The 25,320-nt window shown below is 64.3% G+C and carries 22 protein-coding genes; 5 read left to right on the top strand and 17 right to left on the bottom strand.

Features of this window, described 5'->3' with window-relative positions; all coding sequences use genetic code 11:
• From modB to ACREC7_RS09840, 14 genes are all read right to left on the bottom strand, one after another.
• The coding region (gene modB / locus ACREC7_RS09905; RefSeq protein ID WP_431555520.1) for a molybdate ABC transporter permease subunit at positions 1–600 on the bottom strand (600 nt) is incomplete at its 3' end.
• Positions 601–648: 48 nt separating this feature from the next.
• Positions 649–1,446 carry a molybdate ABC transporter substrate-binding protein gene (gene modA / locus ACREC7_RS09900; protein ID WP_431555519.1) on the bottom strand — a complete coding sequence of 266 codons (798 nt, stop codon included), beginning with the start codon at positions 1,444–1,446 and terminating at the stop codon, positions 649–651.
• Between the two features lie 15 nt (positions 1,447–1,461).
• Positions 1,462–1,728: a formate dehydrogenase subunit delta gene (locus tag ACREC7_RS09895; RefSeq protein WP_431555518.1), complete on the bottom strand. Its 267-nt coding sequence runs from the start codon at positions 1,726–1,728 to the stop codon at positions 1,462–1,464.
• A gap of 9 nt (positions 1,729–1,737) precedes the next feature.
• Positions 1,738–4,584 (bottom strand): formate dehydrogenase subunit alpha, encoded by a 2,847-nt coding sequence (fdhF, locus tag ACREC7_RS09890; RefSeq protein WP_431555517.1) that lies wholly within the window; start codon positions 4,582–4,584, stop codon positions 1,738–1,740.
• A 10-nt stretch (positions 4,585–4,594) separates the two neighbouring features.
• Positions 4,595–6,154: a formate dehydrogenase beta subunit gene (locus ACREC7_RS09885; RefSeq protein WP_431555516.1), complete on the bottom strand. Its 1,560-nt coding sequence runs from the start codon at positions 6,152–6,154 to the stop codon at positions 4,595–4,597.
• Positions 6,151–6,627 carry a formate dehydrogenase subunit gamma gene (locus tag ACREC7_RS09880; protein WP_431555515.1) on the bottom strand — a complete coding sequence of 159 codons (477 nt, stop codon included), beginning with the start codon at positions 6,625–6,627 and terminating at the stop codon, positions 6,151–6,153. The genes ACREC7_RS09885 and ACREC7_RS09880 overlap by 4 nt, the downstream gene beginning before the upstream one ends.
• A 130-nt stretch (positions 6,628–6,757) precedes the next feature.
• Positions 6,758–7,717 carry a LysR family transcriptional regulator gene (locus tag ACREC7_RS09875; protein ID WP_431555514.1) on the bottom strand — a complete coding sequence of 320 codons (960 nt, stop codon included), beginning with the start codon at positions 7,715–7,717 and terminating at the stop codon, positions 6,758–6,760.
• A 95-nt stretch (positions 7,718–7,812) separates the two neighbouring features.
• Positions 7,813–8,097 (bottom strand): hypothetical protein, encoded by a 285-nt coding sequence (locus ACREC7_RS09870; RefSeq protein WP_431555513.1) that lies wholly within the window; start codon positions 8,095–8,097, stop codon positions 7,813–7,815.
• A 58-nt stretch (positions 8,098–8,155) separates the two neighbouring features.
• Positions 8,156–8,956 (bottom strand): tetratricopeptide repeat protein, encoded by an 801-nt coding sequence (locus ACREC7_RS09865; protein ID WP_431555512.1) that lies wholly within the window; start codon positions 8,954–8,956, stop codon positions 8,156–8,158.
• A gap of 54 nt (positions 8,957–9,010) precedes the next feature.
• Entirely contained in the window at positions 9,011–9,628 is a 618-nt protein-coding gene (locus tag ACREC7_RS09860; protein WP_431555511.1) for a c-type cytochrome, read from the bottom strand.
• A gap of 35 nt (positions 9,629–9,663) precedes the next feature.
• Positions 9,664–9,936, bottom strand: a complete 273-nt coding sequence (locus ACREC7_RS09855) for a hypothetical protein (RefSeq protein WP_431555510.1) — start codon at positions 9,934–9,936, stop codon at positions 9,664–9,666.
• A 61-nt stretch (positions 9,937–9,997) separates the two neighbouring features.
• Positions 9,998–11,407, bottom strand: a complete 1,410-nt coding sequence (locus ACREC7_RS09850; protein ID WP_431555509.1) for a multicopper oxidase family protein — start codon at positions 11,405–11,407, stop codon at positions 9,998–10,000.
• Between the two features lie 16 nt (positions 11,408–11,423).
• Complete coding sequence (locus ACREC7_RS09845) at positions 11,424–12,845, bottom strand: TolC family protein (RefSeq protein WP_431555508.1); 1,422 nt, start codon at positions 12,843–12,845, stop codon at positions 11,424–11,426.
• Between the two features lie 64 nt (positions 12,846–12,909).
• Positions 12,910–13,299, bottom strand: coding sequence for a hypothetical protein (locus ACREC7_RS09840; RefSeq protein WP_431555507.1), 390 nt, complete (start codon positions 13,297–13,299; stop codon positions 12,910–12,912).
• A gap of 76 nt (positions 13,300–13,375) precedes the next feature.
• Between ACREC7_RS09840 and glk the strand changes: the two genes are divergently transcribed.
• The 5 genes from glk to ACREC7_RS09815 all read left to right on the top strand — a co-directional run bounded on the left by glk (position 13,376) and on the right by ACREC7_RS09815 (position 20,368).
• Complete coding sequence (gene glk / locus ACREC7_RS09835; protein WP_431555506.1) at positions 13,376–14,368, top strand: glucokinase; 993 nt, start codon at positions 13,376–13,378, stop codon at positions 14,366–14,368.
• A gap of 87 nt (positions 14,369–14,455) precedes the next feature.
• Positions 14,456–15,799 carry a glycosyltransferase family 4 protein gene (locus ACREC7_RS09830; protein ID WP_431555505.1) on the top strand — a complete coding sequence of 448 codons (1,344 nt, stop codon included), beginning with the start codon at positions 14,456–14,458 and terminating at the stop codon, positions 15,797–15,799.
• Positions 15,800–15,803: 4 nt separating this feature from the next.
• Positions 15,804–16,838: a GDP-mannose 4,6-dehydratase gene (gmd, locus tag ACREC7_RS09825; RefSeq protein ID WP_431555504.1), complete on the top strand. Its 1,035-nt coding sequence runs from the start codon at positions 15,804–15,806 to the stop codon at positions 16,836–16,838.
• 275 nt (positions 16,839–17,113) lie between these two features.
• Positions 17,114–18,223: a LamG-like jellyroll fold domain-containing protein gene (locus tag ACREC7_RS09820; RefSeq protein ID WP_431555503.1), complete on the top strand. Its 1,110-nt coding sequence runs from the start codon at positions 17,114–17,116 to the stop codon at positions 18,221–18,223.
• 21 nt (positions 18,224–18,244) lie between these two features.
• A complete protein-coding gene (locus tag ACREC7_RS09815; RefSeq protein ID WP_431555502.1) occupies positions 18,245–20,368 on the top strand; it encodes a hypothetical protein in 2,124 nt (707 codons plus the stop codon).
• A gap of 25 nt (positions 20,369–20,393) precedes the next feature.
• On the opposite strand, the gene ACREC7_RS09810 is transcribed toward ACREC7_RS09815, so the two are convergent.
• From ACREC7_RS09810 to carB, 3 genes are all read right to left on the bottom strand, one after another.
• Positions 20,394–21,209, bottom strand: coding sequence for a hypothetical protein (locus ACREC7_RS09810; protein ID WP_431555501.1), 816 nt, complete (start codon positions 21,207–21,209; stop codon positions 20,394–20,396).
• A gap of 63 nt (positions 21,210–21,272) precedes the next feature.
• Positions 21,273–21,749, bottom strand: coding sequence for a transcription elongation factor GreA (gene greA, locus ACREC7_RS09805; RefSeq protein WP_431555500.1), 477 nt, complete (start codon positions 21,747–21,749; stop codon positions 21,273–21,275).
• A gap of 92 nt (positions 21,750–21,841) precedes the next feature.
• Positions 21,842–25,261, bottom strand: a complete 3,420-nt coding sequence (gene carB, locus ACREC7_RS09800) for a carbamoyl-phosphate synthase large subunit (RefSeq protein ID WP_431555499.1) — start codon at positions 25,259–25,261, stop codon at positions 21,842–21,844.
• Positions 25,262–25,320: the final 59 nt, after the last annotated feature.

Here is a 25,320-nt window from a genome sequence, read left to right as displayed (position 1 = left end):
GAGTGCGCCGGCCTCGCCGCCCGGGACTTGCGTGAAGGTATAGATCAGGGTCGGCAGCGTCTGCGTCTCCCCCGGGATGTTGGAGACGAAGGTGATGGTGGCACCGAACTCGCCCATGGCGCGGGCGAAGCAGAGGATGGCGCCGGCGATCACGCCCGGCAGGATCAGCGGCAGCGTCACGGTGAAAAACACGAACAGCGGACTGGCGCCGAGCGTGGCCGCCGCCTGCTCGAGCCTGCGGTCGACCGCCTCGACCGAAAGCTGGATCGCCCGCACCATAAGCGGAAAGCCCATGACCGCGCAGGCGAGCGCCGCCCCAGTCCAGCGGAAGGCGAGCACGATGCCGAGCTGCTGGTCGAGAAAACGTCCGATCGGGCCTTGCCGTCCGAACAGCAGCAACAGCACGTAGCCGGTCACCACCGGCGGCAGGACCAGCGGCAACAGCACGAGCGCATTGAGGAGCGCACGGCCGAAGAAGCGGGTCCGCGCCAGCACCATGGCGATGGCGACGCCGAAGGGGAGGCTCGCGACCGTGGCGAGCGCCGCGACGCGCAAGGAGAGCTTGATGGCGTCAAGCTCTTCGGGGGTCAGCGTGAGCACAAAGGCGCAATCCGGGAAATCGCAAGGGCGCGGGCTGAGAGCGTTCGATTAATAGTTCAATAGCACCTTGAAGCCCTGCGCCTCAAACACGCTCTGCGCCGCCGCGGTCTTCAGATAGGCGAGGAAAGCCGGCGCTTGCCTGTTGGTCGAGGAGGCGGTGATGGCGATCGGATAGAGGATCGGCGCGTGCGTGCTCTCAGGGAACGTGTCGAGCACCTTGACGTTGGGGTCGGCCTTGGCGTCGGTGGCGTAAACGATGCCGAGCGGTGCCTCGCCGCGCGACACGAGAGCGAGCGCCGCCCGCACATTCTCGGCCTGGGCTATTCTGTCCTTCACCGCATCCCACACGCCAAGCTTCTCGAGCGACGCCTTGCCGTATTTTCCGGCTGGCACCGACGCGGTGTCGGCCATGGCGAGATGCGCGTCGCCGAGGAGGGAGGCGAGCGGGAACCCTGACGCGATGGTGGCGGTGAGCTTTGAATCCTTTGGCGCGATCAGCACGAGCTTGTTGCCGACGAGATCGAAGCGCGTCTCCGGCTTGATCAGCTTGCGCGTGGCGAGATAGTCCATCCAGTCTTCGTCCGCCGAGACGAAGATATCCGCCGGCGCGCCCTGTTCGATCTGCTTAGTGAGCGTCGAGGAGGCAGCATAGGAGATCAGCGCCTGCTTGCTGCTTTCTTTCTTCCATTCGGTATTCACGGCATCGAGCGCGTCCTTGAGGCTCGCCGCGGCGAATACCACCGGCCCCTTGTCCTCGGCGCTGGCAGGGAAGGGGAGAATGACAACGCCGATCGCCAAGGCGGCAACCAGCGCACGAAGCAGCTCTCTTCGCGTCGCAATTTTCATGATCTACACCTGCGGCTAAGTTCCCTGGAAACTCGATTGCTCGCCGAGGCTGGACTTGCCCTTCTGCCCGGCTTCCGCCTGGAGATGGTCCAGCGCCTCGCGCACCGGCGGGTCGATGCCTTCTCCGCCGGCATCCATGTAAGCGAAGATCGCCTCGCGCATCCGCGGGTCCCAGAACTTCTTGATGTGGTTGGCGATGCCCGGCACCACCTCGTCGGCGCGCTGCGACCGGAAGAATTTGCCGATCTGGTTGGCCATATAGACGAGGCGGTCAGGCGACATGGGTTTCGCCTACTCCGCCGCGATCAGTGGCTCGGCAATGCGCCGCGCCTGGCGGGAGAGCTCCTCATATTCCTCCTGCCACTCCGACGGCCCGTTCGACGGCATGACCTGCACCGCCGTCACCTTGTATTCCGGGCAGTTTGTGGCCCAGTCGGAGAACTCGGTGGTGACCACATTCACTTGCGTATTGGGATGGTGGAAGGTGGTGTAAACCACGCCTGGCGCCACGCGCTCGGTGATTTCCGCGCGAAGCGTCGTCTCGCCTGAGCGGCTCGTCAGCTTCACCCAGTCGCCGTCGCGCACGCCGCGCTGCTCGGCGTCGTGCGGATGGATCTCGAGCACATCCTCCTCGTGCCAGATCACATTGGCGGTGCGCCGCGTCTGAGCGCCGACATTGTACTGGCTCAAGATGCGCCCGGTGGTGAGCAGGAGCGGATAGCGCGGTCCGGTTTTCTCGTCGGTCGCCACATACTCGGTGATGACGAACTTGCCCTTGCCGCGCACGAAGCCGTTGATGTGCATCACCGGCGTCCCCTCGGGAGCCTTCTCGTTGCATGGCCACTGCACCGATCCAAGCTCGTCGAGTTTCTTGAAGGACACGCCGGCGAAGGTCGGCGTGAGCGCCGCGACCTCGTCCATGATCTCCGACGGGTGGTTGTAATGCATCGGATAGCCGAGCGCGTTGGAGAGCAGCTCGGTCACCTGCCAGTCCTCGTAGCCGTTTCTCGGCGCCATTACCTTGCGCACCATCTGGATGCGCCGCTCGGCGTTGGTGAAGGTGCCGTTCTTCTCTAGGAACGTCGAGCCCGGCAGGAACACATGGGCGTAGTTCGTGGTCTCGACCAGGAACAGGTCCTGCACCACCACGCATTCCATGGCCGACAATCCTGCCGCCATGTGCTGGGTGTTGGGGTCTGACTGGAGAATGTCCTCGCCCTGGATGTAGAGGCCCTTGAACGAGCCGTCGAGCGCCGCATCCATCATGTTCGGGATACGCAGGCCCGGCTCCTCGTCGAGCGGGCGGCCCCACAATGCCTCGAACATGGCGCGCGTCGCATCGTCGGAGACGTGCCGGTAGCCGGACACCTCGTGCGGGAACGATCCCATGTCGCATGAGCCCTGCACGTTGTTTTGTCCGCGCAGCGGGTTCACGCCGACGCCCTCGCGGCCGATATTGCCGGTGGCCATGGCGAGATTGGCGATGGCCATCACCGTGGTCGAGCCCTGGCTGTGCTCGGTCACACCAAGCCCATAATAGATGGCGCCATTGCCGCCGGTAGCATAAAGCCGCGCGGCGCCGCGGATCTGATCGGCCGGAACGCCGGTGAGCTTCTCAACTTCCTCGGGGCTGTGGCGCGGATCTGAAACGAACGCGGCCCAATCCTGAAACTCGTCCCAATCACAGCGCTCGCGCACGAATGTCTCGTTGACCAGCCCCTCGGTGACGACCACATGGGCGAGCGACGTCACCACCGCGACGTTGGTGCCTGGCTTGAGCGGCAGATGGTAGTCGGCCTCGATATGCGGCGTCCGCACCATGTCGATCTGGCGCGGGTCGAGAATGATCAGCCTTGCGCCCTGGCGCAGTCTCTTCTTCATGCGAGAGGCGAACACCGGGTGGCCGTCGGTCGGGTTGGCGCCGATGATCATGATCACGTCGGCCTGCTCGACGGAGTCGAAGTCCTGCGTCCCGGCCGAGGTACCGTAGGTGGTCTTCAGGCCGTAACCGGTCGGCGAATGGCAGACCCGCGCACAAGTATCGACATTGTTGTTGCCGAAGGCGGCACGCACGAGCTTCTGCACCAGGAAGGTCTCCTCGTTGGTGCAGCGCGAAGAGGTGATGCCGCCCACGGAGCTGCGGCCATATTTAGCCTGGATGCGCTTGAACTCCGACGCCGCGTAGTTGATCGCCTCGTCCCACGACACCTCGCGCCACGGATCGGTGATCTTTTCGCGGATCATCGGCTTCAGCATGCGGTCCTTGTGGGTGGCGTAGCCGTAGGCGAAGCGGCCCTTGACGCAGGAATGCCCGCGATTGGCCTTGCCGTCCTTGTAAGGCAGCATGCGCACGACCTCATCGCCGCGCATCTCGGCCTTGAAGGCGCAACCGACGCCGCAATAGGCACACGTGGTGACCACGGAATGCTCCGGCGTGCCGATCTCGATCACCGACTTCTCGTTGAGGGTGGCGGTAGGGCAGGCCTGCACGCAGGCGCCGCAGGACACGCATTCGGACTGCAGGAACGGCTCTGCCATGCTCGGCGACACCACGGAGTCGAAGCCGCGGCCGGCAATGGTCAGCGCGAAAGTGCCTTGCACCTCCTCGCAGGCGCGCACGCAGCGCGAGCAGACGATGCATTTCGAAGGCTCGTAGGTGAAATAAGGATTGGAGGTGTCGAGGCCTGGATTGGGGTGCTTCTTGCCGTCATAGCCGTAGCGCACCTCGCGCAAACCGACGGCGCCCGCCATGTCCTGCAGCTCGCAGTCGCCATTGGCCGAGCAGGTGAGGCAATCGAGCGGATGCTCCGAGATATAGAGCTCCATCACGCCCTTGCGCAGGCGCTTCAGCCGGTCGGTCTGGGTATGCACCACCATGCCTTCGGCGACCGGCGTGGTGCAGGAGGCCGGCGTGCCGTTCCGGCCCTGGATCTCGACCAGGCACAGCCGGCACGAGCCGAACGCCTCGACCATGTCGGTGGCGCACAGCTTCGGGATTTCCCTGCCAAGCTCGACGGCGGCGCGCATGATGGAGGTGCCTTCAGGCACCGTGACCGCCACGCCGTCGATGGTGAGCGTCACCGTCTTCTCCGATTTGGAGCGCGGGGTGCCGAAGTCGATTTCGTGGATCAGCGACATTGCGAGGTCCTCATTCAGCAGCTTCAAGGCGCTTTGGCGAAGCGCCGAAATCTTCCGGGAAATGGGTTAGCGCGCTCATAACCGGGTAGGGCGTGAAGCCCCCGAGCGCGCAGAGCGAACCGAACTTCATGGTGTTGCAGAGGTCTTCGAGCACGGTGATGTTTGCGGCGCGCTCCTCGCCGGCCATGATCTTGTCGACCAGCTCGACGCCGCGCGCCGAGCCGATGCGACAGGGCGTGCACTTGCCGCAGGATTCGATGGCGCAGAATTCCATGGCAAAGCGGGCTTGGCGTGCCATGTTCACGGTGTCGTCGAACACCACGATGCCGCCGTGGCCGATCAGGCCGTCGGCCGCGGTGAAGGCCTCGTAGTCGAACGGCGTGTTGAACAGGGCCCGCGGGAAATAGGCGCCGAGCGGTCCGCCGACCTGCACGGCGCGCACCGGCCTGCCTGTCCGCGTGCCGCCGCCGATCTCGTCGACGAGATCGCCCAAGCTCATGCCGAAGGCGGTCTCGAACAGTCCGCCATGCTTGATGTTGCCGGCGAGCTGGATCGGCATGGTGCCGCGCGAGCGGCCCATGCCGAATTCGCGGTAATAGGTGGCGCCGTCGCTCATGATGATCGGCACGCTAGCAAGCGACAGCACATTGTTGATGACGGTTGGCTTGCCGAACAGGCCGACATGGGCGGGGAGCGGTGGCTTGGCCCGCACCTCGCCGCGCTTGCCTTCGAGGCTTTCGAGCAGCGAGGTCTCCTCGCCGCACACATAGGCCCCGGCGCCGACCCGCACCTCCATGTCGTAGGCGTATTTGGAGCCGGCGACGCTCGCCCCGAGCGTGCCGCCTTCGCGGGCGCGCCGGATGGCGATCTCCATGGCCTCGATGGCATGGGGATATTCGGAGCGGATATAGACGTAACCGTAAGTGGCGCCGACGGCGATGCCGGCGATGGTCATGCCCTCGATCAGCACGAATGGATCGCCTTCCATGATCATGCGGTCGGCGAAGGTGCCTGAATCGCCTTCATCGGCGTTGCACACGATGTATTTCTGCTGGGGGGGCGTCTGGGCGACGGTGCGCCATTTGATGCCGGTGGGGAAGCCGGCGCCGCCGCGGCCGCGCAAGCCTGAATTCACCACTTCCTCGACGATCGCCTCGGGGCCGGCGGCAATGGCCTTTGCCAGTCCCTGGTAACCGCCATGGGCCTTGTAGTCCTCGAGCGAGCGCGGATCGACGATGCCGCAATTCTTGAAGGTAAGCCTCGTCTGCTTCTTGAAGAACGGGATGTCCTCGGCGAGGCCGAGGGAGAGGGGATGCTTGCCGCCTTCCAGCATGCCGGCGTCGACCAGGCTGTCGATGTCGGAGGGTTTGGCCGGTCCATATCCGATACGGCCCTCGGGCCGCGCAACTTCGATGGTCGGCTCGAGCCAGTACATGCCGCGCGAGCCGGTGCGCACGATCTCGATATCGAGGCCGCGCTTCTCTGCGGCCTTGAACAGAGCGCGGGCGACCTCGTCGGCGCCGACGCAAAGCGCACCCGAATCCCGCGAGATGAACACGCGCGCACTCATGCCTGCGCCTCTTTCAGGAGCGCATCGAGCTTCGCCTCATCGAGCATGCCGACCACATGGTCATGGTCGAGCAGCGCGGCAGGGGAGCTGTGGCAAAGCCCGAGGCAATAGACGGGCTCGAGCGTCACGCGGCCGTCCAACGTGGTCTCGCCGAACTTCACGCCGAGCTTTTCCTCGGCCCGCGCGGCAAGAGCCTCGCTGCCGGCGGCCTGGCAGGATTCGGCGCGGCAGAGCTTGAGCACGCGGCGGCCGGGAGGCTCGTTGCGGAAGTCGTGGTAGAAGGTCACCGTGCCGTAGATCTCGGCGCGTGAAAGATTAAGCGCCTCGGCCACCATGGGGATGGCGGCTTCCGGCACGCAGCCAAAGGCATGTTGCAGCGCATGCAAAATAGGCAGCGCCGCGCCGTCCTGATCCTTATGCGCAGCGATGATCGTGCTCGCGCGCTCGGCACTCCATGGCTCATATCTAGGCATGCGCAGGCAGCATCCCTTGCATAACAAAAATCGAAGCCACCCCGCTCCCCGGCGGAGGGCCTTGATCCTGGTGCAAAGATATTATGCCGTCCCTTGCATCGCAAGCGCGCGGCGCCAGATTTCCCTGCGATTACAAAGTTCTATCGGTCGATCGGGATTTCGTATCGCGCTTGGCCCGCGCTCGCCTCGGGAGACTGTCGCTGCCCAAAATCGGGGCAAGCTGCTTGGCCTCGCTAACCAGCGCATTGATGAGCGGTGTCAATGGATTGCGGTGCGGGACGACCAATCCGATCGAATGGGTCACCTCAGGCTTGACGATGGGAATGGCCTTGACCGTGTCGGTCAGGCCGAGCACCGAGGCGAGCTTTGCCGGCATGACGCTTGCCCAGCGACCCGTGCGCACATGGGCGAACAGCACCAGAATCGAGTCCGATTCGAGGGTAGGGGCCACCTCGGTGCCCGCCTCGCGCAGCAGGCCGTCGATGATTCGGCGGTTCTGCATATCGGGCGTGAGCAGACAAAGCGGCACCTTGCCCACCTCCGCCCAGGTAACGCTGTCGCGATCGCCAAGCGGCGCATCGGAGGAGGTCAACAGCCGGTACTCCTCGCTATAGAGGGGCACCGTCTGCACCCGGCCCAACGGTTCGTTGTCGAGATAGGTGAGGCCCGCGTCCACCTCCAAATTCTCAAGCAGTCCAAGCACCTCGATGGAATTGCGCGACCAGATGGTGAAGCTCACATCGGGATGTTTGGCGCGATAGGGCGTGGTGAGCAGCTCCACCATGGCAAGCGCCGTGGGGATGGCGGCGATACGGATATGGCCGGCAAGGCCGCGCTTCAGCGCGTCGATTTCCTGATGCATGGCGCGGGTGTCGCCGACGATGCGGCGCGCCCAGTCGAGCACCCGCTCGCCTTCCGGGGTGAAGCCTTGGAAGCGGGAGCCGCGTTGCACCAGCAAGAGCCCGAAGGAATCCTCAAGCTGCTTGATGCCGGCTGACAGCGTCGGCTGGCTCACGCCGCAGGCCTCGGCGGCATGGCCGAAATGCCGCTCGCGGGCGAGCGCGATGATGAATTCAAGCTTCTCGATCATGCTATGGGCCTAACGGGGTGGCCCGCATCTTGGCAAGAAGCTGCGCCAAGCGCCATAGCAAGGCTGCGTTGGCTGCGTGCGGGGAGGCGGCATGCTTATCGGGTATTTCCCTGCCGCTCGTCGGCGCCGGGGTGCGGCCTGGACATGCTTTCCCTGGGTTTGCCCATACCCAGCCCCCCGGAGAGACCCGCTAGAACGGTCCCTGCGCCAAGGGCGAGGAGCGTGAGGAACGTCACGGCCGCGAGCTGAGGCCCGGTGACGAGAACCCACCCATATTTCATGACCGTGAGTTCGGGATTCCGAGTGAACGCGTCCCAGGCGACATACGCGACAGACAGCCCGGTCAAAATGAACCAGATGACGAGGGCCGCATCGATCATGTTCAGCCTGCACCAGGTCTAAGCTGGCCGCGCGCATCTTCGCATCGCTGGCGAGCTTTCAAGGCTTGTGCCGGTCGGACCGCTGTTGCTCGGTCACGATGCGATTGAAGCCTTCCCTGGCGCTTTCGAGCTTCGGATCGGCCTCGAGAGCCGCGCGGAAATCGTCGAGCGCTTTGTCTTTTTCGCCGATTGCCTCGTGGGCTTGGGCGCGCCGGGCCAAGGCGACCGGGTCATCACCTCTTTCCTTCAGGGCCTCGTTGAAATCGTTGATCGCCTTCCGGTAGTCGCCGAGGGTGAGGTACAGGCTGCCGCGATTGAAATAGCAATAAGTGAGCGTGGGATCGTGGTCGATGGCGACGACGTAATCCACCAGAGCCTCGTCGTAGCGACCGAGCTGCATATTGGCCAAGCCGCGATTGCAATAAGCAGGCGCGAAATCCGGCTTCAGCCTGACCGCCTCGGTGAAATCGGCGATGGCGCTTTCGTAACGGCGGATATGGGTGAAGGTCGTGCCGCGGTTGTACCAGGCCTCGAGGAGGTTTGGATCGAGTTTGATGGCCACGCTGAAATCGCTGAGAGCCAGTGCCACCTCTCCCGCCGCCGCCTGCGCGCTGCCGCGATTGAGATAGGCGACGGCCGCGGTCGGATCGGTCTTGATGATCTGACTGAGCAGGGCCACGGCCTCGAGCGGCTTCCCCTCCTTCACGCATGCCCTGGCTTGTTCGTAGAGCGCCGCGCGTTGCTCCTTTTCGCTGCCAAGGGTTTCGATCGGCATGCCGCTTTCCGGGCAGCCGGGAGGCGTCTCGGCGCGTAGCGAACTTGCGGCGGCAACCAGGCCAAGCGCGACTGCGCAGGTCAAACGTATCGTCGCGCAGGGGGTCACTTTCTTTTCTCGATCTTCCTAACGACCAATCTATTGCTTGGGCTCGTCGTCATGGTCATGGCCATGGCTGCCGTCCATCTCCATGCCCTGCATCATTTCTCCGTGAGTCTTTGGAGCGCTCTTTACGAGAGCTTGGTATTGGTCAGCATTGAGCTCAGGGAGCTTCCGTAGGAAAGCAACGACGTCCCAAAGAAGCTCGTCGTCGTGCGTCACGCCCCACGCTGGCATGCCCGTCATCTTGAGGCCGTGTTTCACGACCCAGAACTGCTCCGCCGGAGTGAGTTCGCTTTTGCGGCGGAGTTCCGGCGCTCTCGGATAGAGGCCCCGGCTGATCTCGGTGCGCTTCATGCCGGGAGCGAGATGGCAGACGCCGCACATCTCGTCATATTGCGCGGCGCCTGAAGCAATGCGTTTGGCATCCGTCAGGTCGCTCGGCATTTCTATGCCAGCCGCGCGTATGGCGACCGACCTTTCCCTGACCGTATTCATCAGCCAAAAAACCGGCTGGGAGTGCGGCCTGTCCGCCGCGACGTCGAAGGACCCCATGTGGACGAGCGAGGCGGCAACGATGGCGGCCAGCACTGCAAAGGCCGCCAAGGCTACGAGCAACCAGCGCGTCGCGGTCCGGGAAGCGGCCAAATCGGACATGCCTTTCGCCCTCATGAATTGATCGGGGAGCGCATCTATTTCTCCGTGGCCTCCATTGCGTTGTGCATGTGGGTCGCACAGGCCTTCATATCCTTCTTGGCCATCATCTCGTCGGCCATTTGCATTTCCTTCATGGCCGTGGTCTTGGCTTCTCCATCGTTCATCGACTGGATGTCGGCGTGCATCGCGTTCATGCTGGTCTCGTCGCATTTCATCTGATGGTCTTCATGGGCGACGGCGAAGCCCACGGGAGCACCCGTCAAGACAAGGACCCCAAACACCAGGTTCGAAAAATTCAACTTACGCATGCTGCTTCTCCTTGCAGATGATGAGAGTGGGTCTGACGTCGTACCGTCATCGCTCCTCGGTCTAGTGGTGGCCTTGGTGCTTCATGCCCGGTATGTCCATTCCGCCCGGCATCTCCATTCCGGGCATTTCTGTTCCCGGAGATTTGCCTCCGCTTGGCTGCCGCGCCGGTTCACCAGCTTCCGCGACATTCACCTCATAGGCAACGCTGCCGGGCGGGTGTTTGTACCAGCCCGGATCGCGATAGTCGCCCGCGGCGAGATCCTCGCGCACCTTCACCATTGTGAACATGCCGCCCATCTCGATCCCACCGAAAGGCCCGGTTCCGGTCATCATCGGCAGCGTATTGGAGGGCAGCGGCATCGACATTTCCGCCATATCGGCCATTCCCGAGGTTCCCAAGGCCATGGCGGTTGGCGCCGCGCGGGCAAGCGCCCGGGAGAGTGCGCTTTGCGGCACGCCGATGAAGGTCTTGGTCTTGTGCCCCATGGCGTTCATGGTGTGATGCGATTTGTGGCAATGAAACGCCCAGTCGCCCGGAGCATCGGCCACGAATTCGAGCACGCGCACCGCACCTACGGGAACGTCGGTGGTCGCCTCTGGGATTTGCGCGGTCTCCGGCACCCAGCCGCCATCGGTCATGGTCACGCGGAAATCGTGGCCATGCAGATGAATCGGATGGTTGGTCATGGTGAGGTTGCCCATCCTGATGCGCACCCGGTCGCCGAGCCTCGCCGGCATCACATCGATGCCGGGGAACACTCGCGAATTGAACGTCCACGTGTTGAAGTCGGTCATCTCGGCGACATTGGGCAACGATGAGCCCGGCGTCACGTCGTAGGCGCTCATGATGAAGACGAAGTCGCGGTCGGCCCGGTGCAAGGCGGGATCGCGCGGATGCACCACCACCATGCCCATCATGCCCATGGCCATCTGCACCATCTCGTCGGAATGCGGGTGGTACATGAAGGTGCCGCTCTTCTTGAGCTGGAACTCGTAGACGAAGGTCTTGCCCACCGGGATGTGCGGCTGGGTCAGGCCGGCCACGCCGTCCATGCCGTTCGGCACCAGCATGCCGTGCCAATGCACCGAGGTGTGCTCGGGAAGCTTGTTGGTGACGAAGACGCGGATCTTGTCGCCTTCGACCGCCTCGATGGTCGGGCCCGGCGCCTGGCCGTTATAGCCCCACAGAGTGACGATCATGCCCGGCGCGAATTCGCGGGTCACGGGCTCGGCCACGAGATGGAACTCCTTCCATTCGCCGTTCATGCGCCAGGGCAGGGTCCAGCCGTTGAGCGTCACCACCGGCTGGTAGTCCTGGCCGGACGGCGGCGGCACCGGAGGCTGCATGGAAGGCGATGCGGTGGTTGGCGCCTCTGGGATGGTGGCGGCTTGGCCGCGACCGCCGATGGCTGCGACGCTCGCAAACGCTACCGCCGATCCGCCGATAAAACTCCGTCGCGAAAGCTTCATGACGCTCCGTCCTTGTCTACTCTGCATTCGTCCCGCCGCCACTCGCCGCGATCACCGCGTCGGGCTCGGCGATCTTGCCGCCGAGCATGGCCACGCTGAGATCGGTGGAGGCGAGCCAGAAATTCCGCTTGGCCTCGATGCCCGCGACCTTGGCGCGCGATTGCTCCCGCGCCGTTTCGAGCAGCACGAAAGCATCGACCTGCATGGCATTATATTGCAGCTCGGTCTCCACCCCGATGGTCTGGTGCAAGGGCAGCACGTCGACCTCGTATTTCCTGGCGACGGCATAGGTGGCGCGGTAGGCGCCGTAAGCCTCACGCGCCTCCGACGCCGCGTTCACGCCGAGCTGACCGAGCCGATTGGCGGCTTCGAGATAACGCTGCTCGGCCTCGCGCACATTGGCCTTGCCGAAATCGAACAGCGGCACCTCCAGCACAAGCTCGTAACCACCGCCCTCGGCGCGCTTCTCGCCGCGGTCCTTCTGCATCTTGGAGATGCCGGCGGCGTCGAGCACGTTGAGAAAGTGCGTCTTGCGCGTGAGTCCATAAGACTTGGCCATGGCCTCCATCTCGAGCCGCGCCATTCGCACATCGACGCGGGCATTGAGCGCATCCTGCTCGATCGCCTTGACGCTGCGGGTCGAGCCGGGCAGTGCCGGCAATGCGCTCGGCAGGTAGGCGTCGAGATCGGACTGCCACAGCCCCATCAGCCGCGTCAGTCTCTCGCGCGCAGCCGTCGCCTGCTGCCTGGCGCCGACCAGCTTGGCGTCGATCTCGGCGGCGAACACTTGCCGCCGCGCTTCATCGAGCTTGTTCGCCCCGCCGGTTTGCTTGAGCTGACCGGCGAGCTCCGCCGCGGCCTCGGCGTTGTGCTTCGCCTCGCCGAGCGCCGCCACGATCTGGCGCGCCGCGACCGCGCGGAGATAGGCACGCCGCGTCTCGGCCGCCAGCCGCAAGGTTTCCTCCGCGGCGCGGAGCTCGGCGGCCGCGAATTGATCTGAGGCGATCCTGGTGCGCGCCGGCATGGTCAGGAGGTTCAGCAGGCTGCCGATGATTTGCCGTTCGATGTCGAGCTCGACCGGAGTCGAAACATCGGAGAAGGCAAAACTCAAGGAAGGGGGCCTGCTCGCCTTGACGGCGAGCGCCTCGGCGATCCCAAGCCTGTTATAGGCCGCCTGTAGGCCGAGATTATTGAGAAGCGCGATCTGCACCGCGGCGTCGGCGCCGAGCGGCCGGTGCAGCAGCCTCGCCACCCGCGCGCGCGCCGCGGCTTCGTCCTCCGCCGAGCGGATCTGCACGACGTCCTTGTTTAGACCTGTGCCCGCGACCGCGGCCACCATGTCCATTCCGCCGTCCGGCGAGAAGGTCCGGCATGCGCCGAGCGAGGCGGCTGCGGCAACGATGACCGCGAGGCGCACGCCCCAAAGGTGAGAGAACATGGATCATCCCTCGTCTGTCGTTGATGAAGTCCCCGGTCGGGACTTCGATCCCGCCGAAGACGCCCTAGACTGACAGGGAGGGAATCGGAGGCCGGTCGAGGCGGCCCGGCACGCGGCCGAACAATGCAGTCTCCGCCGGTGGCGACAGCGCCGGGGCAAGCAACAGGCCTTCAACTAGAGGGCCGGAGGCGAGGGGAAGGGCACTCAGGCAATAAAGCCCGCAGCAGCCGGCCGCATGAGTCCCCGGCAGCGTCCCGTGATCGCCGTCATGCTTATGCGCGAGCCCGCCTTGCATGCCGTGATCGACGGCATCGGCATGGGCAAGGCAATGCATGGTGTTCTCGCCGTGGCCGAAGGCCATGACCGCCGGCGGCGCCACGAGGCAAAGGGCGGCGAACGCGGCGATCGCCATCGCCACGCGGAAACCGAGCCCGGTGCGGAGTGCCCTCAGCATGGGTCGAGCCTAGTGGCCTAACCAGCCCCCCGCAACCCTCGCCGCCGATCACAAATTGCGTTACCAACCGGCGATTATGGGAAAACCCGCAAATCCGGTGCCCCGCGCCCTCGTTGCCGATATTGGCGGCACCAATGCCCGCTTCGCCTTGGCCGATCTCGAAACCCTCGATCTCTCTGAGATCAGGCAATTCCCCTGTGCCGAGCATGCGAGCATCGAAGGCGTCGCCCAAACCTATGTCAAAGGGCTGAAGGAGTGCCCGTGCCAAGGCGCCGTCGCCGTGGCGGCGCCGCTCGCAGGCCACGAGATCAAGCTCACCAATTCCGTTTGGTCCTTCACCGCCGAAAGCCTGGCCAGCGCCGCAAACCTCGACGCCCTCCTTCTCCTCAACGACTTCGAGGCGCTCGCTTTGTCGCTGCCGCATTTGCGCGCGGCAGAGCTGCATCGGATCGGCGGGGGCGCGCCCGCGCCCGAGGCCACCAAGGTGGTGCTCGGCCCCGGCACCGGCATCGGCGTCGCCGGCCTCGTCTGGTCTGGCGCCGACTGGATCGCGGTGCCGAGCGAGGGCGGTCACATTTCGCTCGCCGCCCATACGCGGCAGGAGTTCGAGCTGATCGAGCGGCTTCGCGGTGCCCGCGACCATCTTTCCGCCGAGCGCGTGCTGTCCGGGCCTGGGCTCGCCAACCTCTATCGCGCCATTGCCGACTCTCGTGGCGTGGCAGCCCAGCCGCTTCAGCCCAACGACGTGCTGACGCTGGGCGCCGCAGGCAGCGATCCGCTCGCCGTGGAAGCGCTTACGCTGTTCGTCACCTGGCTCGGAGCCTTTGCTGGCGACATCGCCTTGGCCTTCTGCGCCCGCGGCGGCGTCTATCTCGGCGGCGGCATCGCGCCGAAAATCGCCAACCTCCTGTCGCAAGGCGCGTTCCGCTGGGCTTTCGAGGCGAAGGGCCGCTTGAGGAGCTTGCTCACTCCCATTCCGGTCTCTGTCATCCTTGCCGAATTTGCCACGCTGCGCGGGGCGGCGGCGGGGTTGCGCGCGAAGGCGCTTCCGCCTCCGCGGGCAGCGTGACCTTTAACCTAGAACTTTGGCCGTCCCCGCACTAACCTGTTGGAAACACGGAAAGCATGGGCCGAAGGGGAGGGGCGCGAACCGGAGATGGGGCAGGCGCTTCCAGAGATTCTCGCGCGCAGCGCCGCTCGACAGGCCTATCGCCTGCTCCGCATCTCCGCGCCGCTGCTTCGGCCGATCTACCAGCATATGCGACTTGAGCAGCGCGCCCGCGCGGTGACGGCGCTAGTGCGCTTCGGCTGGAACGGGGCCGCCACCCCTCCCGCGCTCGTCAAGGAGTCCGAAATCGTGGCGCCGGAACGTTTGAGCCCCGGCGTCGCCTGCATCGGGCACCCGGCTGCCGAGTCAGGCGTGGGCGAAGCGCTTCGCGCCACGGCCCGCGCGCTTCAAGCCGCTGGCGTGCCCTTCACGCTGTTCGGCCTCGATGCCTACACCACGGCGAGGCTTCAGGACCGCAGCATGGCGAGATACGAGAGCCCTCGTCTCGGCAGCAAGGCAAACCTCGTCTGCGACGGCCTGATCGGCGCCGACATTGCGGTCCGCGCGCTGGGGCCCGCTGCCTTTGCCGGCCGCACCAATATCCTCCGCCCGTTCTGGGAGCTTTCCAAGGTGCCACCGCGCTTCGCCGATAGTCTCTCGCGCTTTCAGGAGATCTGGGCGCCGTCGGAGTTCGTGCGCGCGGCCTTCGCCGAGGCAGTCGGTGTTCCCGTACTGCGCATGAAGGTTCCGGTTGAGCTTGGCGAGATCGCGCCGGTCAGCCGCGCGGCCTATGGGGTCCCCGCAGAGGCGACCCTGTTCCTCTTCGCCTTCGACCCTTGCTCCTTCTTCGTGCGCAAGAACCCGCTCGCCGTGGTCGACGCCTTTCACAAGGCCTTCGGCGAGCGCGGCCGCTCCGATGTCGGCCTCATCGTCAAGACTCTCGATGCCGGCCCCCATGCCGGCGTGCTCAAGCCGCTGAAGGCTGCGATCGGCGGCGATCCGCGCATTCATCTCATCGAAGGCACGGTGAGCCGCGCCGACATGAACGGGCTGCTCGCGGCGGCCGATGTCTTTGTCTCGCTGCATCGATCGGAAGGCTTCGGCTTCGGGCTGGCCGAGGCCATGCTGCTCGGCAAGCCGGTGATCGGCACCGACTATTCGGGCAATACCGACTTCCTCAACCGCGAGACGGGTTACCTCGTGCCTTACGAGCTCGTGCCTGTCGGCGCCGGCGAATATCCCGATCATCAGGGCCAGGTCTGGGCCGAGCCCGATATCGCGGTGGCGGCGGCGCACATGACCTCGATCGTCGACGATCCGGCCGCCGCCGAGGCCCGTGCACTAGCCGGGCAGGCCTTTATCAAGACCCATCACAGCCTTGCCGCCGTGGGCAGGCAGATGCGCGAGCGTCTCGCCGCTCTCGGCCTCCTCGACGAGGAAGCGGGAGCCTGAGAAGGTGGCGAAGACCGCGCTGATCACCGGCATCTCCGGCCAGGACGGAGCCTATCTCGCAAGAGCTCTGCTCGCGCGCGGCTATCGCGTGGTCGGCGCCTTTCGCCGTACCTCAGGCACCAGTATCGGCAGGCTCGAGGAGCTCGGCATTTCCGGCGAGGTGGAGCTCGTCGACATGGAGCTGCTGGAGGAAAGCAACCTCCGCCACGTGCTCAACAAGCTCAAGCCTGACGAAATCTACAATCTTGCGGCGCAGAGCTTCGTCGGCCTCTCCTTCGAGCAGCCGCTTTATACCTCCGACATCGACGCGCTCGGCGTGCTGCGTCTGCTCGAAACCATGCGCGAGGTCTGCGCCGGCGCGCGCTTCTACCAGGCTTCGACCTCGGAAATGTTCGGCAAGGCGCTGGAGACGCCGCAAAACGAAAAGACGCCTTTCTACCCGCGCAGCCCCTATGGGGTGGCGAAGCTCTTCGCCCATTGGAGCGTGGTGAACTACCGCGAGGCGCACGGCCTCCATGCCTGCTCGGGCATCCTGTTCAATCACGAGAGCCCGTTGCGCGGACGCGACTTTGTCACCCGCAAGGTCACCTTCGGCCTCGCCCGCGTGGCGCTCGGGCAGCAGGAGATGGTGCATATCGGCAATCTCGAGGCGAGGCGCGATTGGGGCTTTGCCGGCGAATATGTCGAAGGCATGTGGATGATGCTTCAGCAGGAGAAGCCCGGCGACTACGTGCTTGGCACGGGGCGCAGCAGCTCGGTGCGCGATTTCATCGATGGCGCCGCCGCCCTCCTTGGCTTCGACATCGAATGGATGGGCAACGGCATCGATACCCGCGCCGTCGACCGGCGGAGCGGCCGCACCATCGTCGCCGTCGATCCGAAACTCTATCGCCCGGCCGAGGTCGATGCGCTCGTCGGCGATGCGCGGAAAGCCAAGGCCGACCTTGGCTGGGAAGCAAAGACCAGCCTCGAGGGCCTCATCCAGATGATGGTCAAAGCCGACTACGACCGGGTGAAGACCGGCATCATCCTCTGCTGAGTGGAGGCTCGCGGCGACGGCGAACATATCGCCTTGCCATTGCCCTGCCGCGGTAGGGGACTGATGCGCGATCGCCTCGCCGCCGTTCGATCCTGTCTAATAAGACTCAAATGCGAGCTACTTCGCCATGCGAGCACGATTTGGGCCACGAAGGAATCTCCTTGGCCGAAAATTGTGCTAGAGTAGCCATCACTCGCAAAGACTACCCATGGTTGACACCCCGCTGTTTTGAGTTCGACGGCTCGCCGCGCGAGCCGCGAGAAGGGTAGGGGAGTATGGCGGCACTTTGGGAGCTGATTTGCCACCATACCTATCGTGGCATTCCCGGCGTCGTTGTCGACCTGTCACCCAGCGGTGCGAGTCACGGACAAGTTTTCGGTTTGGATGACGGCGACTTCCTCGCCGACGGACTCGCCACCGGTTCGGGGGCCGTGCGCTTCTACAAGCAGGACGGCCGAATCCGTGTTCCCACTGAAGCTACCCCCTGGCAATCGGTCGTTGGTGTCAAGGGAGAGGTGACGCTGCGGCGCCAGCCGTCGATAGGTTTCATCATCGACAGCGATGCGTTCCAGTTCCACATCCGAGGCAACACCTTGGACATGCCGGTCGCCTGGTTCGGCGGTTACCCCAATCAAAATGCCGAAATCTCTACCGTCTTCGATTCGGTCGGACCCCAGCCCTACCGCATTCCATCAGGGCCATGGGTCACGTTGGGCTTCATGCATGACGGGTTCGGCACCATGGAACTGTATGCCGATGGAGAGGTCGTCGCCCGGCGCACCGGCGTCTATGCGCCGGTCAAATCGCCGGGAGGCGCAGGGCTAAGCATCGGCAACGCTCTGAGCAGCGGCGGCTTGTCGTGCAGCGGCGAGATCGACGACGTGAAGATCTGGCGCCTCAACCCGCGCCGGATCGACGACGAGTTCTATTCCCGCCCGATGGACCGGCAGACCGCGGAATGCTGGAAGCGCTTTCGCCAGCAGATCGAAGACGCCTTCCAGCGCCACCCGGACTGCGCCAAGCAGATCGGCAGGTTGGTTCAGGAGGCCGTGGACAGCTTCATCCGTCAGGCTAACGCTCAGGGCCCGGAGACGCAGAGCAGGCTGCTGCGCGCCGCGAAGGAATACAATCGCCTGTGGCGCGAGGGCAAGATCGACAGCCCCGAAATGGCAGACGTGTTCATAGACCTGATTGGCTGGCTGCGTATCGCTGGCATCGCTCCGGACGACAATGCGGCTCTGGCGTCGCTGAAGAACTCTGCCTGCTGGCAGCTGATCCTCGGCGAGCTGACGCCGCTCGATTGCGACCGCCAGTTTATGACCCTGTTGCGCGTGGTCACCGACAATCTCGGTGATGGGCGTCGAACCAAGGTCACGACGGCGTGATGTTGTAAGAGGAGCAAGGCAGTGGCGCGCACCGACTTGACGCAAGACAAGAGCACCGCCAACGCTTCTACCTACAGCACCGCGTCGATCGCCCCTGGGTCAAACCGGGTGACGCTCGCGTTTGTAATGAATGTGCGATCGGGGATCGGGCAAGCAGCCGAGCCGACCGCCCAGGGAAACGGACTGACCTGGAAGCCCGTCGCGTCCGTCTTGGTCACTGGCGCGACGAACCGCCGTCTCACCTGCTTCAGCGCGACTGGTGCGGCGCCTGCGGCAGGTCCGCTGAGCTTCGATTTCGCAAGCGAACAGCAGACCCTCTGCGCGTGGTCGGTGTTCGAATATGACGGTGTCGACACAGGCGACGTCGCGCAAGTCAAGACCTCGAGCGGGGGCACCACTACAACGCCCTCAATCACGCTTGCTGCCTTGGCCGACCCCAACAAAAGCATTGTGGTCGGAGGCGTCATCGTCAATTCGCTCTTCGGGACGCCGGCCCAGGTCACGCCGGGCCAGGGCCTTGCCGAGATCCACGAGCAGGACGTCACCGAACCTGGCACCGGTGGCTCATTGCAAACCGAGGATCGAACCGGGGGCGGAACCGCGGTCAATTGGACGGCAGGCCTCATCACGAATTGGGCGGCAATTGCGCTCGAGCTCAAGGCAGGCATTAGTGCATCGGAAGCACTAGCGCTCGCCAAACGGTTCGAGCCGATCTTGTACTTTCACGCGGCGGAAAAGTTCTATCCGTCGAACGCCAAGCGCTACATTGAGATGTGCGCGCTGTGGAAAGCGCAGTCGCCGTTCGATGTGAAGGACTTTTGGGGCCGCAAAGACCCCGCGCCCTATCCCTATCCGCGCACGCCGATCATCGGCTACAAGGGCATCGCGGCCGTCAAAGGCGAGCAGGGCACGTTCCTTGGGGACAATCTCGTCAACACCGCATCGGAAGAGCGGTTTCTCGACTTGTCAGGCTGGAAAGACGCGTCGGGCATGGGCGAATCGGCGGTGACGGCAACCAGCAAGAATACTTACTCAAACCGCAGCGCGGTCGCGACGCAATACGACACCGGCGATTTGGCGGACAGCAAATATTGGTACCACGTCGAGCTGTTCGAGGAGGCGTCGCTGCGGCGACTCCTATCGACCGTGCGCGCGCCGAATCTCGTCAAGCTGCTCGATGACCTTAAGCGCGCGGACGCGACGGGCGACCCCCCGAAGGATGTGGCACTGCTCTGTTATTACTTCTTCTTCCCAGCGCATGAGGAGGGGCCCATCCCAGGCTGCACCAATGTCGAGGCCAAGGAGTTCGGAAGCTTCGCAGGTGATTGGGTATGCACGGCGCTGCTGCTGCGAAAGGGAAAAACAAAAGATGATCCGAATCCGAAGTTTGGTCCGTCCTACATCGGAATGAGCGGGCGAGGTCCATACGCGGCTTCTCCGCCCCGCGGTCAGGCTGCCGATAGCGATGACATGGCGCGGCGAAGCGTGATGATGGTGCTCCCGTTCGCTACGTCCGAGAGCATCGGCGAGCACCCGAAAATCTTCGTGGCGAACGGCACGCACAGTCTTTACCCGATGGCGGGCACCTTTGCAGTTAGCTACGCTCAGGGCGCTCCGGGCCAATGCGGCCTCGTCGAGCCCGCTCCCCCGAAGGACGATCCAACGTTCAGCGACTTCAGTATCTTCGGGCTGAAACTTCTGGCGACCGCCATGACGGGGTCCGTCTTTGGGATGCTAGGTTTAGCGATCGGCGCCATTGCTGCCACGCTTGAAGATGTTTGGCCACCTCATGGCCTGGACGTCGTGGGCCAGCTGGTATCGGCCCCGGACGACGTCACTGGCCCGCCCGGCAGCGGCAAGGTGGTGCGGCCGGAAAATCTGGCGGTGCCCGACGGTGGGACGGACTTGGAGAACTGGGTGTCGAAAGCTGGAGCGACCATTGGCGGGAAGCCCTATGAGCACCTCGTCGATCGCGACGCCCAGCCTTGGTGGCCGAGCAACTCCGGTATGTCGGGCTACCAAGGCCTCTGGGGACCGAGGGTCGCGGGCGATCCCTTCGGCCGGCGGGCAGGCCTGAGGTTCCCCACGTTCTGGAGGACATTCTTCCTCGCGTTTGCCAACGGCAAGGACACCAAGGCGCTTTGACCCATCGCTTGATGCGCACGCCCAGTCAGCGCTGAAGTTTCCGACGGCATTTCTCAACCAAAAAATGAAAGCGGATGCGGTCCCTGCCGCATTCCTTCGCGATCCTGTCCTCCAGCTGCGCAAACAGCACCGGATCGCAATAAGCATGCTGCATCGGGTCGCGCAATTTGCCGGCACCGCCGTCGGCGCCGACCGGCGCCTGCTCAAGCGCATGCGCGAGCGCAGCTTGGTCGATGCTTGAGTCTCCTTGGATGAAGCTCACCACGGCGGCGAGCGTCCGCGCCTGCTCGCCGATCAGGTCCTCATAGGCGACGGCGAGCGCATTCAGGCGCACTGCCGCCACCCATTTCCGGTAGAAGTTGATGAAGTACGCCGTCTCGCGTTCGGCGAAAGTTTCGAAGGCCTCCTTGCTCTCTGCCACCGTCCCGCGCGCCACCGCGAGATCGTAGTTCGATTGCAGGCGCGGTATCGGCGAGCGGTACTGAATCAGATATTTGCCGTTGAGCCTTGCTGAATCGCGGAAGCCGAAATCGTGGCTCTTCTGCAGGAAGTAGCGGTTGGTCTTGCCGCCCTCATGTGGTTGGGCGCAGGGAATGCGTTGGCAGCATCCCGGCCGGTAGAAGCCGCAATAATGCAACTCAGGCCCGAAATAATGGGTCAGACATTCGGTCAGGAAGCGGTGCCCGCTCCGCGGCATCGACTTCGAGAAGATGAAGCCGACGTCGTTCGCCTGGAACAACGAACGGAGCTGCGACTGCGCGCTCAGCAAATGGCCTTCGATCGCCCAGGGGTATTCGTAATATTCGACGCGTCTTCGCAGCAGCGCGTTCAGATTGATCACTCGGATACTCCCCGGGCGGGGCCGCAATCTGTCAGCGCCGACGCCGGGCGAATGCCGGCGCGGCTATTTGAACTCCACCTTGAGCACCTTGTAGGACTTGCCGCCGCCAGGCGTGGACACTTCGACGATGGTGTTCTTGCGCTTGCCGAGCAGTGCGCGCGCGAGCGGCGAGGTGATGGAGATCTTGCCCTTCTTCACGTCGGCCTCGACCTCGCCCACGACGCGGTACTTCACCTTGTCGTCGGTATCCTCGTCGATCAGCGTGACGGTCGCCCCGAACATCACCTGGTCGCCCTTGAGTTTTGACACATCGATGATGTCGGCGCGGGAGAGCTTGTCCTCGAGGTCGGCCATGCGCGCCTCGGTGATGCCCTGCTGCTCCTTGGCCGCGTGGTATTCGGCGTTCTCGGAAAGGTCCCCATGCGTGCGCGCATCGGCAATGGCCTTGATGATGCGCGGGCGCTCGACGGTCTTGAGATGCTTGATCTCAGCCTCGAGCGCTGCATAGCCTTCCGCGGTCATCGGCACCTTGTCCATCATCAGTTCAAAGCTCCTCTGGGCCCAGCCGGATACTGTCCAGGAATTGCCCAGTCTAAGTCAAGATTCGGGTAAATTGCCTGCGAAGCGAGCGGTTACGCCGATTTCAGACCCGCATAGCTTTGCAGGGGCGCTACGGTGAGGTTGCCGGCCCGTAGGGCCTTGATCGCCTCGGTGACGGCAAGAGCGCCAGCCACGGTTGTATAATAGGGGATGTGGTAGAGCAAGGCCGAGCGCCGGATCGAGAAGGAATCGGCGAGCGCTTTCGCCCCTTCGGTGGTGTTGAACACGATGTCGACCTCGCCATTGGTGATGGCGTCGACGATATGCGGCCGCCCCTCCAAGACCTTGTTAACCTTTTCGCAGTCGATGCCGTGGGCGTCGAGGTGACGCTTGGTGCCGCGCGTGGCGATGATGCGGAAGCCCATGGCGGCAAGCTCGCGGATCGGCGGCACGATCTTGTCCTTGTCGGAGTCCTTGACCGACACGAACACCGTGCCGGTGAGCGGCAGCTTGGAGCCGCCGCCGAGCTGGCTCTTGGCAAAGGCGATGGCGTAGTCGCGATCGATGCCCATGACCTCGCCGGTCGAGCGCATCTCGGGTCCGAGCACGGTATCGACGCCTGGGAAGCGGGCAAATGGGAACACGGCTTCCTTCACCGCGATATGGTCGAGATGCGGCCGCTTGAGCCCGAACGAGGCGAGGGGTTTGCCTGCCAGGACCTGAGCGGCGATGCCGGCGATGGGCAGGCCGATCACCTTGGCGACGAAGGGCACGGTGCGGGAGGCCCGCGGGTTCACCTCGAGCACGTAGATCTCGTCGTTCTGAATGGCGAACTGCACATTCATCAGCCCGACCACGTTGAGCGCGCGGGCAAGCTCGATCGTTTGCCGTTCGAGATCGGCCACAATGGCGGGTTTGAGCGAATGCGGCGGCAGCGAGCAGGCCGAGTCGCCGGAATGCACGCCGGCCTCCTCGATATGCTCCATCACCCCGCAAATGAACACGTCCTTGCCGTCGGCGATGGCGTCGACATCGACCTCGATCGCGTCGCGCAGATAGGTGTCGAGCAGCACCGGGCTCTTGCCTGAGACCACCACGGCCTCGGAGATGTAGCGGGCGAGCTGGGCATCGTCGTGCACGATCTCCATGGCCCTGCCGCCCAGCACATAGGAAGGGCGGATGACGAGCGGGAAGCCGAGCGTGCCGGCGATGGCGACGGCCTCTGCGGGCGAGCGGGCGATGCCGCTTTTCGGCTGGCGCAGGCCCAAGCGGTCGATCAGCGCCTTGAACCTGTCGCGGTCTTCGGCAAGATCGATGGCGTCTGGCGAGGTGCCGAGGATCGGTACCTTTGCTGCCTCGAGCGCCTGGGCAAGTTTCAACGGCGTCTGGCCGCCGAACTGCACGATGACGCCCTTGACCCTGCCGTTACTCTCCTCCTTGCGCACGATCTCGAGCAAATCCTCTTCGGTGAGCGGCTCGAAATAAAGGCGGTCCGAAGTGTCGTAGTCGGTCGACACCGTCTCCGGATTGCAATTGACCATGATGGTCTCGTAGCCGGCGCCGGACAGCGAGAAGGCGGCGTGGCAGCAGCAATAGTCGAACTCGATGCCCTGGCCGATGCGGTTCGGGCCGCCGCCCAAGATGATGATCTTCTCGGCCGCCGAAGGCCGCGCCTCGCATTGCGGCGGTCCGGCGAAGTCCGACTCGTAGGTCGAGTACATATAGGCGGTTGGCGAGGCGAACTCTGCCGCGCAGGTGTCGATGCGCTTGTAGACCGGGTGGATGTCGAGCGCCCGGCGCCTCTCCCCGACCTCGCTTGGCTCAAGCCCGGCAAGCGCCGCCAGCCGCTCGTCGGAGAAGCCCATGGCTTTGAGCATGCGGAATTGGGCGGCGCTTGGCGGCAGGCCATGCTCGCGCACGCGCGCCTCCATATCGACAATGTCCTTGATCTGGCGGATGAACCACGGATCGATGCTGCACGCCTCGTAAATATGCTCCTCGTCGAAGCCGAGCCGTAGCGCCTGCGCTACCTTGAGGATGCGGTCTGGCGACGGTGTGCCGAGGCCGCCACGGATTGCATTCTTGTCGTCGCCCTGGCCGAGACCTTCAAACCTGATGTCATCGAGCCCGGTGAGCCCCGTCTCCATCGAGCGCAGCGCCTTTTGCAGCGACTCGGGGAAAGTGCGGCCGATAGCCATGGCCTCGCCCACCGATTTCATCGAGGTGGTGAGCACCGGCACGGCACCAGGGAACTTTTCGAAGGCGAAGCGCGGGATCTTGGTCACAACGTAGTCGATGGTCGGCTCGAAGCTGGCCGGCGTCGCCCCGCCGGTGATGTCATTGGCAAGCTCGTCGAGCGTGTAGCCGATGGCGAGCTTGGCGGCGATCTTGGCAATGGGAAAGCCGGTGGCCTTCGAGGCGAGCGCGGAAGAGCGCGACACCCGCGGGTTCATCTCGATGACGATGAGACGTCCGTCCGCCGGGTTGACCGCGAATTGCACGTTCGATCCGCCGGTCTCCACCCCGATCTCGCGTAAGACCGCGATCGAGGCGTTGCGCATGATCTGATATTCCTTGTCGGTGAGCGTCAGCGCCGGCGCCACGGTGATGGAGTCGCCGGTGTGCACGCCCATCGGATCGATGTTCTCGATAGAGCAGACGATGATGCAGTTGTCGTCCTTGTCGCGGACGACCTCCATCTCGTACTCCTTCCAGCCGAGCACCGATTCCTCGATCAGCACCTCGCAGGTCGGCGAGGCGTCGAGCCCGCGCTCGACGATCTCCAGGAACTCCTCGCGGTTATAGGCGACGCCGCCACCGGTGCCGCCAAGCGTGAAGGAGGGGCGAATGATGGCGGGTAGGCCGATGTCCGACAGAGCCTCGAGCGCCTCGATCAGGCCCTTCTCCACGTAGCGCCGCCGCCGCGCCCCTTCGCCTTGCGCCCAAGCGTGCTCGAACGAGGCAAGCGCCAAGGCCATCGCTTCGGGATCCCTGATGGTCTCGCTGATGCGCGCGATCTCGTTGCGATATTTCTCCCGGTCGGCGCGCTTCAGCGTGGCGGCGTCGGCCAGCCGCGAGCGCGGCGTCTCGAGCCCGATCTTGGTCATCGCCTCGCGGAACAGCTCGCGGTCCTCTGCCTTGTCGATGACCTCGGCGCGGGCGCCGATCATCTCCACGCCGTATTTGTCGAGCACGCCCGAGCGCTCAAGGCTGAGCGCCGTATTGAGCGCGGTCTGTCCGCCCATGGTGGGCAGGAGCGCATCGGGGCGCTCCTTCTCGATGATCTTGGTGACGAAGTCGGGCGTGATCGGCTCGATATAGGTCGCGTCGGCGACGTCGGGGTCGGTCATGATCGTCGCCGGGTTCGAGTTCACCAGCACGATCCGATAGCCCTCTTCCCTCAGGGCCTTGCAGGCTTGCGTGCCGGAATAGTCGAACTCGCAGGCTTGGCCGATGACGATCGGGCCTGCGCCGATGATCAGGATCGACTTTATGTCTGTGCGTTTGGGCATCTCAGACTCCCTCCCCCCTTGAGGGGGAGGGCCAGGGAGGGGGGTCAGTGTTGGCAATA

Origin of the sequence: Methyloceanibacter sp. (assembly GCF_050728395.1) — a bacterium.
In the GTDB taxonomy this organism is placed as follows: domain Bacteria; phylum Pseudomonadota; class Alphaproteobacteria; order Rhizobiales; family Methyloligellaceae; genus Methyloceanibacter.
The sequence above is the reverse complement of the archived record's forward strand: the minus strand, read 5'-3'. Positions and strand labels throughout refer to the sequence as shown.